The 15,649-nt window shown below is 50.6% G+C and carries 16 protein-coding genes and 1 pseudogene; 10 read left to right on the top strand and 7 right to left on the bottom strand.

Features of this window, described 5'->3' with window-relative positions; translation table 11 throughout:
• Window positions 1-239: 239 nt before the first annotated feature.
• From P2W74_RS12760 to P2W74_RS12745, 4 genes are read left to right on the top strand one after another with little or no spacing between them, the layout of a single operon-like run.
• Window positions 240-797 (top strand): fimbrial protein, encoded by a 558-nt coding sequence (locus tag P2W74_RS12760; protein WP_276291873.1) that lies wholly within the window; start codon window positions 240-242, stop codon window positions 795-797.
• A 50-nt stretch (window positions 798-847) separates the two neighbouring features.
• The gene (locus P2W74_RS12755) at window positions 848-1,570 is read left to right on the top strand and encodes a fimbrial biogenesis chaperone (protein ID WP_276291872.1); all 723 of its coding nucleotides are present in this window, start codon (window positions 848-850) and stop codon (window positions 1,568-1,570) included.
• Window positions 1,571-1,592: 22 nt separating this feature from the next.
• Window positions 1,593-4,121 carry a fimbria/pilus outer membrane usher protein gene (locus P2W74_RS12750; protein ID WP_276291871.1) on the top strand — a complete coding sequence of 843 codons (2,529 nt, stop codon included), beginning with the start codon at window positions 1,593-1,595 and terminating at the stop codon, window positions 4,119-4,121.
• A 31-nt stretch (window positions 4,122-4,152) separates the two neighbouring features.
• Window positions 4,153-5,256, top strand: coding sequence for a fimbrial protein (locus tag P2W74_RS12745; protein ID WP_276291870.1), 1,104 nt, complete (start codon window positions 4,153-4,155; stop codon window positions 5,254-5,256).
• Between the two features lie 55 nt (window positions 5,257-5,311).
• On the opposite strand, the gene gloA is transcribed toward P2W74_RS12745, so the two are convergent.
• The 3 genes from gloA to P2W74_RS12730 all read right to left on the bottom strand — a co-directional run bounded on the left by gloA (window position 5,312) and on the right by P2W74_RS12730 (window position 7,571).
• Window positions 5,312-5,719, bottom strand: a complete 408-nt coding sequence (gene gloA, locus P2W74_RS12740; RefSeq protein WP_276291869.1) for a lactoylglutathione lyase — start codon at window positions 5,717-5,719, stop codon at window positions 5,312-5,314.
• Window positions 5,720-5,816: 97 nt separating this feature from the next.
• A complete protein-coding gene (gene nemA / locus P2W74_RS12735; protein ID WP_276291868.1) occupies window positions 5,817-6,914 on the bottom strand; it encodes an alkene reductase in 1,098 nt (365 codons plus the stop codon).
• Between the two features lie 57 nt (window positions 6,915-6,971).
• Complete coding sequence (locus P2W74_RS12730) at window positions 6,972-7,571, bottom strand: TetR/AcrR family transcriptional regulator (protein ID WP_276291867.1); 600 nt, start codon at window positions 7,569-7,571, stop codon at window positions 6,972-6,974.
• A 153-nt stretch (window positions 7,572-7,724) separates the two neighbouring features.
• Here P2W74_RS12730 and P2W74_RS12725 point away from each other — a divergent pair, with 153 nt between their 5' ends.
• From P2W74_RS12725 to sodC, 3 genes are all read left to right on the top strand, one after another.
• Entirely contained in the window at window positions 7,725-7,964 is a 240-nt protein-coding gene (locus P2W74_RS12725) for a DUF1289 domain-containing protein (RefSeq protein WP_276291866.1), read from the top strand.
• 48 nt (window positions 7,965-8,012) lie between these two features.
• Window positions 8,013-8,909 (top strand): aldo/keto reductase, encoded by an 897-nt coding sequence (locus P2W74_RS12720; protein WP_276291865.1) that lies wholly within the window; start codon window positions 8,013-8,015, stop codon window positions 8,907-8,909.
• 75 nt (window positions 8,910-8,984) lie between these two features.
• Window positions 8,985-9,506, top strand: a complete 522-nt coding sequence (gene sodC, locus P2W74_RS12715; RefSeq protein WP_276291864.1) for a superoxide dismutase [Cu-Zn] SodC — start codon at window positions 8,985-8,987, stop codon at window positions 9,504-9,506.
• Here sodC and P2W74_RS12710 read toward each other — a convergent pair.
• The 3 genes and pseudogenes from P2W74_RS12710 to P2W74_RS12700 form a co-directional block, all read right to left on the bottom strand.
• Window positions 9,482-11,522: pseudogene (locus tag P2W74_RS12710) on the bottom strand (FUSC family protein). The gene sodC and the pseudogene P2W74_RS12710 sit on opposite strands and share 25 nt — an antisense overlap.
• Window positions 11,522-12,385: an efflux RND transporter periplasmic adaptor subunit gene (locus P2W74_RS12705; RefSeq protein ID WP_276291863.1), complete on the bottom strand. Its 864-nt coding sequence runs from the start codon at window positions 12,383-12,385 to the stop codon at window positions 11,522-11,524. The pseudogene P2W74_RS12710 and the gene P2W74_RS12705 overlap by 1 nt, the downstream one beginning before the upstream one ends.
• A gap of 2 nt (window positions 12,386-12,387) precedes the next feature.
• On the bottom strand, window positions 12,388-12,624 hold the full coding sequence (locus tag P2W74_RS12700) for a DUF1656 domain-containing protein (protein ID WP_276291862.1): 237 nt from the start codon (window positions 12,622-12,624) through the stop codon (window positions 12,388-12,390).
• Window positions 12,625-12,818: 194 nt separating this feature from the next.
• Between P2W74_RS12700 and slyA the strand changes: the two genes are divergently transcribed.
• The gene (gene slyA / locus P2W74_RS12695) at window positions 12,819-13,259 is read left to right on the top strand and encodes a transcriptional regulator SlyA (RefSeq protein WP_276291861.1); all 441 of its coding nucleotides are present in this window, start codon (window positions 12,819-12,821) and stop codon (window positions 13,257-13,259) included.
• Window positions 13,260-13,347: 88 nt separating this feature from the next.
• Here slyA and slyB read toward each other — a convergent pair whose 3' ends face one another.
• Window positions 13,348-13,815 carry an outer membrane lipoprotein SlyB gene (gene slyB, locus P2W74_RS12690; RefSeq protein WP_162380421.1) on the bottom strand — a complete coding sequence of 156 codons (468 nt, stop codon included), beginning with the start codon at window positions 13,813-13,815 and terminating at the stop codon, window positions 13,348-13,350.
• A gap of 278 nt (window positions 13,816-14,093) precedes the next feature.
• On the opposite strand from slyB, the gene anmK reads away from it, so the two are divergent.
• On the top strand, window positions 14,094-15,215 hold the full coding sequence (gene anmK / locus P2W74_RS12685; RefSeq protein ID WP_276291860.1) for an anhydro-N-acetylmuramic acid kinase: 1,122 nt from the start codon (window positions 14,094-14,096) through the stop codon (window positions 15,213-15,215).
• A gap of 92 nt (window positions 15,216-15,307) precedes the next feature.
• Window positions 15,308-15,631: a C-type lysozyme inhibitor gene (mliC, locus tag P2W74_RS12680; protein ID WP_276291859.1), complete on the top strand. Its 324-nt coding sequence runs from the start codon at window positions 15,308-15,310 to the stop codon at window positions 15,629-15,631.
• Window positions 15,632-15,649: the final 18 nt, after the last annotated feature.

Below are 15,649 nucleotides of genomic sequence, written 5' to 3'. Positions count from 1 at the left end.
GACGGCTTTTTATTAATATACAATATTATTATGTTGTTTTGACTATTGTACTGGCATATAAAGTTATTCCTTTGTATGCGATTGCTGATGATGCTCAGGAATGCGGATTACCGGAAATATAAAGTATAGTGGCTATAAATAACATGAAGAATCCTTACAGATAACACTGGCGAATGAGTGCTAAATTTTAGGGATGATTGATACTCAATAAACACTCTTGTTATACGTTGGAGAGATAAATGAAATTGCGTAAGTTATACATGGTGATGTCTGCCTGTGCGATAGTGAGTTTGTCTGGCATAAATACAGCGAATGCAGCAACAGATAAAGGGAAAATTCAATTCTCCGGAGAAGTTATTGCGTCAACCTGCGATGTATCCGTTGATGCGTCAGGACCGAACGGCACGGTGACTCTTGATAAAGTGTCAACAGAAACCATCGCTGGAGTAGGCACAACAGCAAAACCTAAGCCTTTCACTATATCCGTTACGGGTTGTGCGGCGAGCGCGACAGGTATCGGTATTGCTTTCGGCGTGGCAACGGGAACTCCTGATCCCAATGGTAACCTGGCAAACGAAGAAGCAACTCCGACTAAAGTAAGCCTGCAGTTGGTTGATGTTGCTAAATCAAATACTGCGATTGATTTAAATGCGGATCAGAGCGGCGGGTCGAAATTTGCCATCGATGCCAGTGGGAAAGGTTCACTTGTATATAACGTGCAATATTACAGTAATGATGCTGCTCCAACAGTTGGTAAAGTGACCGCTAATGCCACTTATGAACTGTCGTATCAGTAAATAAGTCACACAGAGTGTTGTTAACAAACGGTCAATTCTGGATTAATTTAATGAAACGTTTTAAATTCTTATGGCAACTGTCATTATTGATGACACTGTTTGGTTTCAGCACTCTCTCATTTGCAGGTCTGGTATTAGAAGGGACGCGTGTTATTTATCCTGCCGGCGAGAGCGAGGTCACTGTACGAATGAAAAATACAGGAAGCCTCCCGGTTCTGGCGCAGAGTTGGATCGATAATGGTGTCAAGAACGAGACGCCAGATAAAATATCATCAGTGTTTGTCTTAACGCCGCCCATTAATCGGGTGAATGCGGGAAAAGGGCAGACGTTAAGGATCAGTTTGCTTGCGGAAAACACCCTTGCACAGGATAAAGAGTCTGTTTTTTATCTGAATGTATTGGCTATCCCTGCAAAGTCGAAGGACTCTATTAACGCAAGCCAGATCAATATTGCCTTCAAAACACGCATCAAGCTTTTCTACCGACCTGATTCACTAAAAGGCAGTGCCAATGACGCCCCTGATTTATTGCGCTGGAGCATCAACGGTAACGGTGTCACAGCGACAAACCCAACACCTTATTATGTCACGCTGAGTGAAGTGACTTATACATCGGGTGGGAAAAAAGTGGTTGCCGCCGGACAGATGATTTCACCGGGTGGAACAAGTGATTTTCATTTCAACGGTGTAAATCAGGTGAGTAGCGTAGATTCAATCGAATATGCATCAATCAATGATTTTGGTGGATTAAACAAATATAAAGTCAAAAAATAATTCACTCACCGGTGATTTTATTATGCGCTTATTTTATGTGCTGTGCTGTGTTAATGTTGTGCTCCCATTGCAATATGCTGTCGCCGGAGCAACAACAGACGCCACCTCGATGGAAGTGGCAGGGAATTATGAATTTAATGATGCTTTTGTTAATCGCTCAGGTGCACAAGTTGTTGACCTGAAAAGATTTTCAAATGGTGCCAGTGTATTGCCGGGTATCTATAAAGTTATTGTCACACTAAACACCGAAAAATTGACGATATCGAATGTCGAATTTCGGGGAGGGGCGAATAATACTGTTGACGCGTGTATCCCAGGCAATGTCTTTGAACTGATCAGTTTTAAAAAAGAAAAAATTAAATTCACGCAATGGGACATACTGATCGACAGTAAGAACTGCACGCGTATACAGGATATCATTCCGGAGGCAACGCAGGAATTTGACAGCGAAGCTCAGCAATTAAATCTCTCCATCCCGCAAGTCTATATTGATAAACTTCCTCGCGGTTCGGTACCCCCGTCAATGTGGGATAGCGGGATACCCGCCCTGATGCTGGGATACGCGATGAATGGCTATGAATCTAAGAACAGCAACTATGAGTCGAAATCATTTTATGCGTCGATCAACAGCGGTCTGAATATCGGCGCATGGTATCTTCGCCATAATGGATCTTATAACTGGATGCAGGATCAGGGCGGTCATTATAATGTCCTGAATACCTATGTGCAGCGGGATATTCCCGCTATTTGGGGGCGTCTGGCTGCCGGGCAACTCAATACCAGCGGACAACTGTTTGATACATTGCCCATCAGTGGGGCGCAGGTTGCCAGCGACGAGCGCATGTTGCCACAATCGCAGCGCGGTTATGCACCCGAAATACGGGGTGTGGCGAAAACGAATGCGAAGGTGACGGTTAAACAGAGCGGTCAGACGATTTATGAAACCACCGTTTCACCCGGTGCGTTTGTGATCAGCGATCTGTATCCGACCGGCTATGGCGGCAACCTGGATGTGAGCATTGAAGAAGCCGATGGCTCGCAGCAGAACTTTTCCATTCCTTATTCTTCGGTGTCGCAATTATTGCGCCCCGGAAGTACGCGCTACAGCCTCAGTGCGGGAAAACTGCGTAGCAACAGCGTGTCGGACGATCCTGTCTTTACGGAAGCAACCTGGCAGCAGGGCTTTACAAACATACTGACAGGGTATGGGGGCGTTCAGGCAAACAAGGATTATCAGGCGGTAAAAGTAGGGACTGCCTTAGGCTTTCCCATTGGCGCAATTGCTTTTGATGTCACCCAATCCAGAGCGCATCTTCCTAATCATGAAAACATGTCAGGTCAGAGCTATCAGATAAGTTACAGCAAACTGATTAATGAAACGAACAGTAATATCACGCTGGCCGCGTACCGTTTCTCCAGTAGTGGCTATATGGATTACCTCACTGCGATGGAAGCCCGTGATGATCTCCATCATGGCGATGACGGCAATCAGATTCAGCGACAGAAAAACCGTTTTACGCTTAACCTGAGTCAGGGACTGAAGGACGGATGGGGCCAGTTATACGTCAGCGCCAGCCTGGAAAACTACTGGAATAAAGGATCTGCTGAGCGGCAATATCAGATCGGTTATTCCAATAGTTATAAATGGTTGAGTTATAGTCTGAATATCAGCCGCAGCCAGGACGAGTGGGGCAACTCTCAGACCAGTTATTTTCTGAATTTCTCGCTGCCGTTGTGGGAAAGCCACGATACGGGGACGTATGCGCCGCAACTCAGTATGAGCTATAACCAGGACTCATCTGGCTCGGCCTCAGAGCAGGCGATTATTTCGGGCAGCCTCGGTGAACAGAACCAATATACCTACTCGGTCAGCGGCAGTCATGACGACTATGCGGGAACAAGCGGCAACGTTGGTGGGACATATAAAGGCGGCATCGCTTCACTTTCCGCAACCTACAGTAAAGGTCGCGATTACCGCAGTGCTTCGGTAGGCATGTCTGGTTCCCTGGTCGCGCATTCTGGCGGTATTACATTTTCACCCTACACGGGGGATACGTTCACTCTGGTAGAGGCAAAAGGGGCGGAAGGGGCGGCAATACCCTCTTATCCCGGCGTGACCATTGACCGTTTTGGCTATGCCCTGTTTCCGTCAACCAATCCTTATCAATTAAATGATGTGGTCATTGATCCGAAAGGGATATCTGAAAACGCTGAACTGGAAAGCACCTCGCAAAAAATAGTCCCGCGCTCTGGCGCAGTGGTGAAGGCGAAGTTTGATGCCCGCCAGGGGAGACCGGTTTTAATTCAGGCAAATTTTTCCGGTAAAACACTGCCGTTTGGGGCGGATGTTTTTGATGACAACGGCGTCAGCGTCGGGGTGGTCTCGCAGGGGAGTCTGATTTATGCCCGCGTGCCGAATGATAAGGGCAGTCTGCATATTAAATGGGGCGATGATGAAAATGAGCAGTGTCGTGTCAATTATGCCCTTGCGCCAGAACCTGAAAAGACAAGGAAAACGGCGCTGAAGCCGTTTGTGGAAAGTTGCAGATAAACTCCCGGCACATAATGGATAACAGGAATATATGACAGCGATTATTTTAATTCTAAACAAAACATTGAACTACTCACTGCGAATGGTAATGCTGTCTGTTATTGCATTATTGCTGTGCGGGATGCCGTCGAAGGGATATGCAAGATATACGCGAGCATGTGTGGATAAAACCAATCTGATCGCTACACCTGGCAAGATAACTATAGATACTGATAACCCTTCAGCTTATCCAGTCGGAACATTGATTGGTCAGCCTTATGCATCCGACTATAACGAAGTGTTTATTTTTACGGGAACAGTGTGCTCTGGAACCGGAACATCAACATGGACAAATAATATGTGGACTGTTTCTACGGGTACATATTCTTCGCCAGAAGGCGTTTTACCCGTGTATCCTATTCTGGATGCCAATAATGAATATACGAGTTTTGGTTTTGCGATGGCAGTAGCCGATCCTAACGAACCCTATCAGCCATTTGACGTATCCCCTTCAAAACCATTGTGGTCGATCGATGGTATGTTGCATGAGGGCTCCCTGGGCGCGAAATATAAGATTTATTTTGTCACAACAGGTCCACTGGTTGCTGGCAGTTATATTATTCCCCTCCAAAGCCTGGCCGGTATATGTATATCGTCATCTCAGACATCCGATACTGGGGATCAGTGCCAGTCAATATTTGTATCGAGTTTTATCATCACTGTTAATTCAAACAGTTGTGATATTAATGCCGACACACCCAGTACCGTAAATTTAAGTCGTATCAATGCCAACGATCTGCCGCATAAAGGCGATGTCGGTAGCAACGTGGATTTCACGATCGGCCTGAAGTGCAACGCTGCGACAACCGTCAATATGACCCTGACCGACCCTAACGGTGGTGACGCTGAAAATGGCGTGCTGTATAACGATGTCGGTGACGGACTGGCGCAAAACGTCGGGGTGCAGATCTTATCAGTCAAAGACGGAGGACAAACGCCGCAAACGGTTCATCTGAACGAATCCTTTACGGTGGGGAATGCGAGCGAAGGGCAGTACAGTATTCCGATGTCTGCCAGATATTACAGAACGTCCGACGACACGATTGTCGGCGGGAAAGTCTCGGCTTCCGTTATCTATGAATTGTCCTATCAATAATGGCAAAGCGGAAAAGGACGATAAATGGGCGCAGAGAATCTGCGCCCGGCAGGCATTAGTTGCCCAGACCGCGACCGGCGTCTTTTTCTTCAATCAGTTCGATTTTGTAACCGTCCGGATCTTCAACAAACGCAATCACCGTGGTACCGCCTTTGACCGGACCGGCTTCACGCGTCACGTTGCCGCCATTCTGACGAATACGTTCACAGGCTTCGGCGGCATTGTCCACGCTCAGGGCGATGTGACCATAGGCCGTGCCCAGCTCATACTTATCAACGCCCCAGTTATAGGTTAATTCGATCACCGCTTCATCGCTTTCAGAACCGTATCCCACAAACGCCAATGAGTATTTATATTCCGGGTTTTCGCTGGTGCGCAGCAGTTTCATGCCCAGGATATTGGTATAAAACTCGATAGAACGTTGCAGATCGCCAACGCGCAGCATGGTATGAAGTAAACGCATCTTTTTTCCCCTCGAAAATGACTAATACATTCAAAATGTTGTTTTAGTATAGCGGCGTTTTTACGCCGCTATCAATGCAGGATTACGCAATGCGGAATTACAGGGTAGGGTAGTCGGTATAACCTTCCGCGCCACCGCCATAGAAGCTTTCTGCGCGTTGCGGGTTGAGTTCGGCTTTATGTTGCAGACGCGCAACCAGGTCAGGGTTGGCGATATACGCGCGACCAAATGCCACGGCATCGATCAGACCTTTGGCGATCAGGTCCTCCGCTTTTTCCGGGGTGTACGCGCCAGCACCGATAATCGGACCGTGGAAGCGTTCACGCACTTTACGACGGAATTCTTCGCTATATGGCTGACCGCCTGCCCAGTCCGGCTCGGACATGTGCAGATAGGCAATACCGCGTTTACCCAGCTGTTCAATCAGATACAGCGCGTCGGGTTCTTCGTTCGGACCGTTATCCACATTCTGGAAAGACCCTATCGGCGACACGCGAATACCAATGCGGTCTGCCCCCCATTCCTGAATACCGGCATCCACCACTTCCAGCACCAGACGCGCACGGTTTTCTACGCTACCGCCGTATTGATCGGTACGGTGGTTTGAGGTCGGGGAAAGGAACTGATGTAACAGATAGCCGTGGGCTGAATGCAGCTCCACCAGATCAAATCCGGCTTCACGCGCATTCGCAATCGCCTGGCGGAAATCGTTCACGATGCCAGGGATTTCTTCGGTTTCCAGCGCGCGCGGTGTTGATGTATCTACGCGGATTGCGTGACCCTTCTCATCGCGCAGAGAAGTACGGGTACCCGCGCCGATCGCTGACGCCGAAACGGGCGCCTGGCCGTTCGGCTGAAGGCTGTTGTGAGAGATACGACCGGTGTGCCAAAGTTGAACGGCAATATGACCTTGTTCAGCGTGAACGCCGGCAGTGATTTTTTTCCATGCGGCAATCTGTTCCGGGCTGTGCAGGCCTGGTGCGCCAGCGTAACCTTTTGCCTGGGCAGAAATCTGCGTGGCTTCGGAGATGATCAACCCTGAGCTTGCGCGTTGACGATAATACTCCGCCATTAACGGTGTCGGAATATCGCCGGGTTCAATGCTGCGTAAACGTGTAAGAGGGGCCATAAATACGCGGTTTGCGGCGGTAATGGCCCCGACTTTCAGTGGGGTAAATAATTTTTCGGACGACATAATGAATGACTCCTGAGTAGACCGGTCGACTAGTGATAAAGTAAATAAAAACGCCTGTTAAACGGCAGGCGTTGCAACAATGGTTTTTACGTGTGCCAGCGCGCTTTCCAGCGGCGCGGCGCTACGAGAAATTTTGGCCTGCAAATTCGCCCCTAACCACAGGGCATAAAGTACCTGCGCCTGCTGCAGAGGTTCACCGACAAACGACAAACAGTGACTATCACGCCCTTTTTCCAGCGCTTGCGCCAGTAGCGCAGTAATGTGCCGGGCACCTTTGTCCATCGCGGTACGCATATCTTCCGAAAGATCGCACACCTCAGCGGAAAGTTTAACGGTTAAGCACCCGCTAATACTGCCTTGCTGGCAAAACCGGTTCAGGTTTTCCTGATAGTACGTCAGAATCCGGTCGCGATAATTTCCCGCACCGGATTCCAGGAGTGTCGCCAGACGCAGATGGTACGCCGCATAATGGCGTTCCAGCATCGCGACGCCAAACGCTTCTTTAGAGCGAAAATAATGATAAAACGAACCCTTGGGCACTTCGGCGGTTTTCAGCAGTTCGCTCAACCCCATTCCGGTGAAGCCTTTCTGCATGCAAAGCTTTTCGCCTGTTGCCAGAAGATGTTCGCGTGTGTCATGTTCAGTCTGTTTGTTCATGGGAAAAGAGTGTAATAGACCAGTCGGTCTAATGCAACAGGAGTTGCCAGAATTTCAGTTAGCGTCTTCAATTGTCATAGACACGTCATCCTTCAGGCGGTGCGCCGCAGCATGACGTATGTGGTGCAGGGCAATCTCAATTAAGGAGGGGATGTGGCTGAGCAGTTGGAGTTTTTTCCCGTCCAGAGCCCGTGTCGCGGTATCTGTCAGTCGGATGAGCGTGGGTTTTGTCGTGGATGTCTGCGCAGCCGGGATGAGCGCTTTAACTGGCAAAATATGAGCGATGCCGAAAAACAAGAGGTGTTGCGCTTATGCCGTCAACGCCTGATGCGCAGATTGCGTGCAAACAAACCCGACCCGCAGGAAGAACCGCAACAACCTTCACTCTTTTAAAGCGTAATTGCGTATACTCAAAACCTGTCTATTGATGAGGAAGCTGTTATGGTTCAGCGTGTCACGATTGCGCCGCAAGGTCCGGAGTTTTCCCGCTTCGTTATGGGCTACTGGCGTTTAATGGACTGGAATATGTCCGCGCGTCAGTTGGTGAGTTTCATTGAAGAGCATCTTGAATTAGGCGTTACCACGGTTGACCATGCGGATATTTATGGTGGCTACCAGTGTGAAGCGGCCTTTGGCGAGGCCATGAAGCTGGCGCCGCATCTGCGCGAACGCATGCAAATTGTGACCAAGTGCGGTATTGCCACTACCGCCCGGGCAGAAAATACGCTCGGTCATTACATTACCGATTCCGACCATATTGTTGCCAGCGCAGAGCAGTCGCTGAAAAATCTGGCAACCGACCATCTTGATCTCCTGTTGATCCATCGCCCCGATCCGTTGATGGACGCCGATGATGTCGCAGAAGCGTTTAAACAGTTGCACAAAAGTGGAAAAGTCAGACACTTTGGGGTGTCGAACTTCACACCTGCGCAGTTCACTTTGTTGCAGTCACGTCTGCCGTTTACCCTCGCAACCAACCAGGTGGAAATCTCGCCGGTCCATCAGCCTTTGTTACTGGATGGCACCCTCGATCAGCTCCAGCAACTGCGCATTCGTCCAATGGCCTGGTCCTGCCTCGGCGGTGGGCGCCTGTTTAATGATGACGAATACCAGCCGCTGCGTAACGAACTCGCCACGATTGCAGAAGAGCTCAATGCGCAATCCATCGAACAGGTGGTGTATGCGTGGATTCTGCGACTGCCTTCGCAGCCATTGCCTATTATCGGTTCCGGGAAAATTGAGCGGGTGCGTTCAGCAATTGAAGCAGAATCGTTGAATATGTCGCGCCAGCAATGGTTCCGTATCCGCAAAGCCGCCCTCGGTTACGACGTGCCATAACGAACATACGGACTTTACGCTCAATATTATCTCGCTGGTTTACACTTAACGGGGAGATAAATTGACGGAGGTCTTATGAAACGTGTGAGTCTGGCAATGTTGACGCTGTTGGTTTGTGCGGGTGCGCAAGCCAACAGTGAAAAAGTGGAAATGAATCTGGTGACGTCGCAAGGCGTCGGGCAAGCGATTGGCACGGTCACTATCACAGAAACCGATAAGGGCCTGCAATTTACCCCCGATCTTAAAGCATTACCCGCAGGAGAACATGGCTTCCACGTCCATGCCAACGGTAGCTGCGAGCCCGCGATGAAAGAGGGCAAAGCCTCCGCCGCTGAGGCCGCGGGAGGACATCTCGATCCCCACAAAACCGGCAAGCACGAAGGACCCAATGGCGCAGGCCATATGGGCGACTTGCCCCTGCTGGTGGTGAACAGCGACGGTACGGCGACAGCGCCTGTCATCGCCCCGCGACTCAAATCCCTTGATGATGTTAAAGACAAGGCGCTGATGATCCATGTTGGCGGCGATACCATGTCCGATCAGCCAAAACCGCTGGGCGGTGGCGGGGCGCGTTACGCCTGTGGCGTTATCAAATAATCAGGATGTCAGCGTACCCTGCGGTGGCGCTTGTTCAAGCTGCGAAAGTGAGCAGTGAAGTCGCCAGATAAGCGCCGCCAGTTCTTGAGCTGCGGGCTGATGATGGTGCGCAAGCGTGTCGCAGATGCGCTGCAATTCCTGCAAAGTGGTCGCGAGTGGGCGTTGCTGAACGCCGCGCTCGCTCATTACGCCATGCAATAACGAGATGCAAATATCCCTCACTCGCGAAAGTGGATCTGAACGTGCTTCCCAGGCGCGTAATTGCCACACAACGTGCGAACAGTTCAGCAACACCACACCCCAACGTAATAACCAACGTCGCGCTAACGCGTCCTGGCTGTTGCTGAGTTGGCTAACGTGATGATACGTCAGGGATTCAAATTCATTCTCGCTAAGAGAGGGGTAACGGCTGAGCTGATCCACAAAATCCCGGCGTAAAGCGCGAATGTGACGTCGGCTTTTCCTGGCGTCTGAGCCGGGGCGGAGTATGGCGAATGCCAGCCATGAGAGGGCAACTCCGGCTATCTTGGCGACGTTGTCGTTTAAAAAATCAGCCAGATCATAAACCGGTGGGTTGGTGACGGCGATAAACGACCCCATAAACACAATGAGTTGTCCCCAAAGCCCCGCCAGCTTTGGCATTTGTAACTTCAGCAACTGCATCGTCGCGAGCAGCGGGAACAGGAACAACAAGAACTGCCAGAGATCGGTGATTTGTACCATCAGCCCAAATTTGACGACGAAACTGAACAGCGACAACAGAACAAGCGTGCGCATCAGCAGAGAGAGCGATTTGAAAGGCGTTGCAACGGCAGAATAAAGTACGCAACTGATGGCCGCCAGCGTTAACGCGCCAGAGCCTGACTCCCACTGTGCGCCAATGCTCCATGCGCCAATCACCATCAATGTGCAAAACGTACGTAAGCCACTCCAGATGGCTTCCGCATTGTCGGTGTGGCGCGCAAGTCCAGGGCTGCGTTTCACGTTTATTTGCTCAACCGGCGCGCCATTTTCCAGCAAATTTAAGCGATGGCTATTTTGTAAGTAGACTCGGCAGAAATAACGTAACCGCTGCCAGAATGCAACGTGCCGATAATCTTGCTTGTCCAGAGGACGCAATGGGGCGATGATCCGCGCCACGGTGTAGCTGTCCGTCTGCGGTTTGGCGAGAGTGACCAGCAGTTGCTCAATCACCTCCTGGAGATGCGCCGGTGGGTTGGGCCAGTTCAGTAACATCCGGCGAAGACTCGAGATGACGCTGGTCAGGCGCAGCTGTTGGTGCAGCAGTGAATTGAGCAAGGCATTCTGTCGACGAAAGCGATAATGGCTCCAGAAGGCCTGGATGCGTAACAAATTCATCGTCAGAATTTGACCAATCACCCCTTCGTGGGCGGAACGAATCGCGTCGGTTGTCTCGGGCCGCCAGAGCTGGCTGGCATGCTCCAGCAATCGCGCGTGCATGTTTTTTAACGCGGTGAGTAATGCGGTGCCGTCAGAGGTACTGGGCAAGATCATCATCATCATCGCCCCACACAAAATTCCGACAATTACTTCGCATACGCGGGCCTGAGCGATGTCCCATAACTGGGTGATCTCGCTAATGTTGACCATCGGAAAGGCGATGATTGCAGCCGTATAGCCCGCTAACTGAAACGCATAGGCCACGTTGTTGGTGAAGTGCGCGCAGGCCCAGGTACAAAAGCCAATCCAGGCGGCCATACTCAGCAGAAAGAGCCACGGCTCGTTGAGGGTATGGCCTGCCAGAATCAGGGCAGCGGTTGCGCCAAGCAAACTCCCGGCGATACGCCCCAGGCTTTTGCTGATAACGCCGCCCACCGTAGGAAAACTCACAACGGCCGCAGACGTCATCGCCCAGTAGGGTTCATCCAGGTTCAGATAATAGGCAAACGTCAGCGCAAGACACATCGCTATGGTGTTGCGTAAGGCATATCGCCATTGCCCGGATGTCGCTTTAAACCAGGGGGCGTTTTGCAACACCTGATGAAGGCGTTTCATTAGCGCTGACCAGTAATCGCCACGCTGCATGTGGTGCCCGACACCAGCGTGACGTCATGCGGCAATGCGTTAAATTCAATACGCACAGGGACGCGTTGCGCCAGGCGAACCCATGGAACATTGGGTTTGATATCAGGCACCAGCCCGGAATCGCTCTCCACGCTTTGATCGTAGATGGCCCGGCCAATGCTGGATACGTGACCCTGTAACTTTATGTTGCCGCTGTATAACGTGATTTGTGCCGGAGCGCCTTCATGGATATGGCGTAATTTGGTCTCCTCAAAATACCCCACCACATAAAATGAGTGACTGTCGACAAGCGCAAACAGGGGCTGCCCGGTGGTGGCATAATCTCCCGTGCGGGTCGAAAGGTTGGTTACCCACCCCGCAACAGGGGCTTTGACTTCCGTCTGGGTTAGCTGCCACTGCGCTTGTTTCAGGGTCGCTCTGGCGACTTCAACACTGGCCTGCATAGCTTTAACGTTCAGATTCGCTGTGTCCATATCCTCGGCGGAGATATAGTTTTGTGATAAATGCCGACGGCGATTTGCCTCATTATTGGCTTTTGCCAGGTCGGACTGCGCTTTCGCCAACTGTGCCTGTGCGTTAAGTTCAGCAATATGGAAAGGGGTCTTGTCGATGGTAAAGAGGAGATCGCCTGCATTGACGAACTGATTATCTTTAACGTTGAGTTGAATAATGCTTCCGGAGACCTGAGGCGTCACACTTACTTGTTCTGCCCGGACTTTGCCATCGCGCGTCCACGGCGACTGCATGTAATAATTCCACAGCCACCAGCCGGCCAGCACGGCGATAACGGCAACCCCAATTGTTGAAAAATATTTAATAGTTTTCAGCGACATAATCACCACACAGTCAGTAAGATAAGGCTCAGGCAGACGCAAAGTGTAAAGATAGAGAGATCCATCAGCAGGGGATGCCAGATTTCACCTGAGTAAATCCAGTCGCGCAACAGGCGATGAATCATCAACCAGATGACAAATGCCAGCGCGAACGCTTTGAATAGTGGAGGAAAATAAATTGATGCGCCGAACACCAGATCTTGTACGGGCAATCCTGTTGCGTTGAACATGAATGTCACAAGCAATATTCCTTTGCGTTAGAAAGCGTGGCTTTAGGGTTAGCACAAACCGGGGCAACGCACCTCTTTCTCGCATAATGTCTGAAAAAATGTCTACCCGTAAGCAAATTTAGCAATACATTTGTTTTGAGAATATAAATGCTGCACACTATTCTAAAATCAGTATAATAACTTAGCAAGCTAATTATAAGGAGATGAAATTGGAATCGCCACTAGGTTCTGATCTGGCACGGTTGGTGCGCATTTGGCGTGCTCTGATTGACCATCGCCTGAAACCTCTGGAGTTGACGCAGACACACTGGGTAACGCTGCACAACATACACCAACTGCCGCCGGAGCAGTCGCAAATACAACTGGCAAAAGCGATCGGCATTGAGCAGCCTTCGCTGGTTCGTACGTTGGATCAGCTCGAAGAGAAAGGGTTAATTTCGCGACAGACGTGCGCAAGCGATCGTCGCGCTAAACGGATAAAGCTAACGGAAAAAGCAGCGCCTCTTATCACCGAGATGGAAGCCGTGATTAATAAGACGCGTGGCGAGATTCTGGAAGGGATTTCAGCGCAGGAAATTGACGTTTTAATTAAGCTGATTGCCAAACTTGAGCACAATATTATCGAGTTGCAATCGCAGGGTTAACGCCGCAAGACATATGTGTGGCCAGATCAGGCCACACATACTCGTCTTACTTCAGGCGACATCAGCGATATTCAGACTAGAGATTCGGTTAGCGCGGAGACACGGTAACCTGGCTGCCGTTGCTGGCCAGTACAACGCGCTGACCTGCAGAGAACGTGGTGCTGCCTTGTTTCTGAACAACCATGATGGTGTTGCCGTCATCTTTACGGATTTCCAGCTCCACACCCTGAGTTTTGTTAATCGCACCCTGTACGCTCTGACCTGCAACGCCACCGGCTACTGCACCCGCCGCGGTTGCCAGAGAACGTCCGGTACCGCCGCCGACGGTGTTACCGATGAAACCACCCAATACCGCACCGCCGATAGCGCCGATGACATTCGAATCATCGCCACCCTGAATTTGAACCGGACGAGCATTCACAATAGTCCCGTACGTGACATTCTGAACTTGTTTTGCTTCAGACGCGGTATAGACATCCCCGGAAAGGCTATCGGTGTTCGTACAGCCTGCCAAAGATAACCCCATCATTGAAACGATCAGCACACGTTTAATCATTTATAAATCTCCTGTTCACCACGAAACGCTACTTAAGCATCCCTCATGGTCAAATTATATGGCATTTGTGAGCCTAAGGTCACATGTTCTGCTGGAACATTGTGAAAATCATAATCAGAATTGGGTTAACCAAGTATAAACGAATCATTCGCGATATTTATCAGAATACAGATTCATCGCGCTGAAAGCGCGGTTAAATTTCGGCAGTGAAGCGTGGCATTGACCGATATTTTATGGTTGAGTGTGATAAGTGAAATCCATGCCAAAAAGGAAAACATATGAAATCGGGCCGTTTTATTGGTGTTATGTCCGGGACCAGTCTTGACGGTGTCGATGTTGTGCTGGCGGCAATTGACGAAAATATGGTGGCGCAACAGGCGAGTCTGACCTGGCCGATTCCTGTTCATCTGAAACAGGCCATACTGGATATTTGCCAGGGGCAGCAACTCACGCTTTCCCAATTTGGTCAGTTGGATACACAGCTCGGGCAACTCTTTGCCGATGCAGTCAACGCGATGCTCTCACAGCAAAATCTGAAGCCTCAGGACGTTATTGCCATCGGCTGCCATGGGCAGACGGTGTGGCATGAGCCTGTCGGGATTGCGCCGCATACCTTGCAAATTGGCGATAACAACCAGATCGTGGCGCGCACCGGGATAACGGTGGTGGGCGATTTTCGCCGTCGTGACATTGCGCTGGGCGGCCAGGGCGCGCCATTGGTTCCGGCGTTTCATCAGGCGCTGCTGGCGCATCCCACTGAACGACGCATGGTGCTGAACATTGGGGGGATTGCCAATTTGTCGCTGCTGATCCCCGAACAACCGGTGCGCGGCTATGACACGGGGCCGGGGAATATGCTCATGGATGCGTGGATCTGGCGGCAGTGTGGTAAACCCTATGACAAAGACGCGCAGTGGGCGAGCGAGGGCAATGTTATCCTCCCATTGCTGCAGAATATGCTGAGCGACCCTTATTTTTCGCTGCCAGCGCCGAAGAGTACCGGGCGTGAGTATTTCAACTACGGCTGGATAGAACGGCATCTCTCATTATTTCCGGGCCTTCATCCTCGCGATGTGCAGGCGACGCTGACGGAACTGACGGCGGTGACGATTTCAGAGCAAGTGTTGCTGAGCGGCGGCTGCGAGCGGTTAATGGTCTGCGGCGGCGGCAGCCGTAACCCGTTGCTGATGGCGCGTCTGGCAGGGTTGTTGCCTGGAACGGAAGTGACCAGTACGGATGACGCCGGGATCAGCGGTGATGATATGGAAGCGCTTGCCTTTGCCTGGCTTGCCTGGAGAACGCTCGCTGGGTTACCGGGAAACCTGCCTTCAGTGACGGGGGCCTCAGAACCGAGCGTGCTGGGCGCTATTTTCCCTGCGAACCCACGATCTCAGAGTTAACTGAATTTTTCTTCGACGGTCTGCCGTTACACTTAGGATGTTAGGGAGGGTGTATTACCCTCCGGGACCAGGAAAGTCGTCAGGATACGTCTATGAAAAAACTCTTACTTGTTTGTCTGCCCATGCTGCTCACCGGTTGTAGTGTTTACAATCAATTTGTTGAGCGTATGCAAACAGATACGCTGGAATACCAGTGTGATGAAAAACCGCTCACCGTCAAATTGAACAAAACACGACAAGAAGTGAGCTTTATCTACGATAATCAACAGCAAACCCTCAAGCAGGGCGTGTCTGCATCAGGTGCGCGCTACACGGATGGCATTTATGTCTTCTGGTCAAAAGGTGACAGTGCCACGATCTACAAACGCGACAGAATTGTGCTAAATAACTGCCAGTTACAAAACCCGAAGCGTTGAGATTTTCAGCAGGGCGGC

Origin of the sequence: Citrobacter enshiensis, from assembly GCF_029338175.1 — a bacterium.
Classification (GTDB): domain Bacteria; phylum Pseudomonadota; class Gammaproteobacteria; order Enterobacterales; family Enterobacteriaceae; genus Citrobacter_D; species Citrobacter_D enshiensis.
Note: the sequence above shows the minus strand (reverse complement) of the source record. Positions and strands in the feature narration are given on the sequence as shown.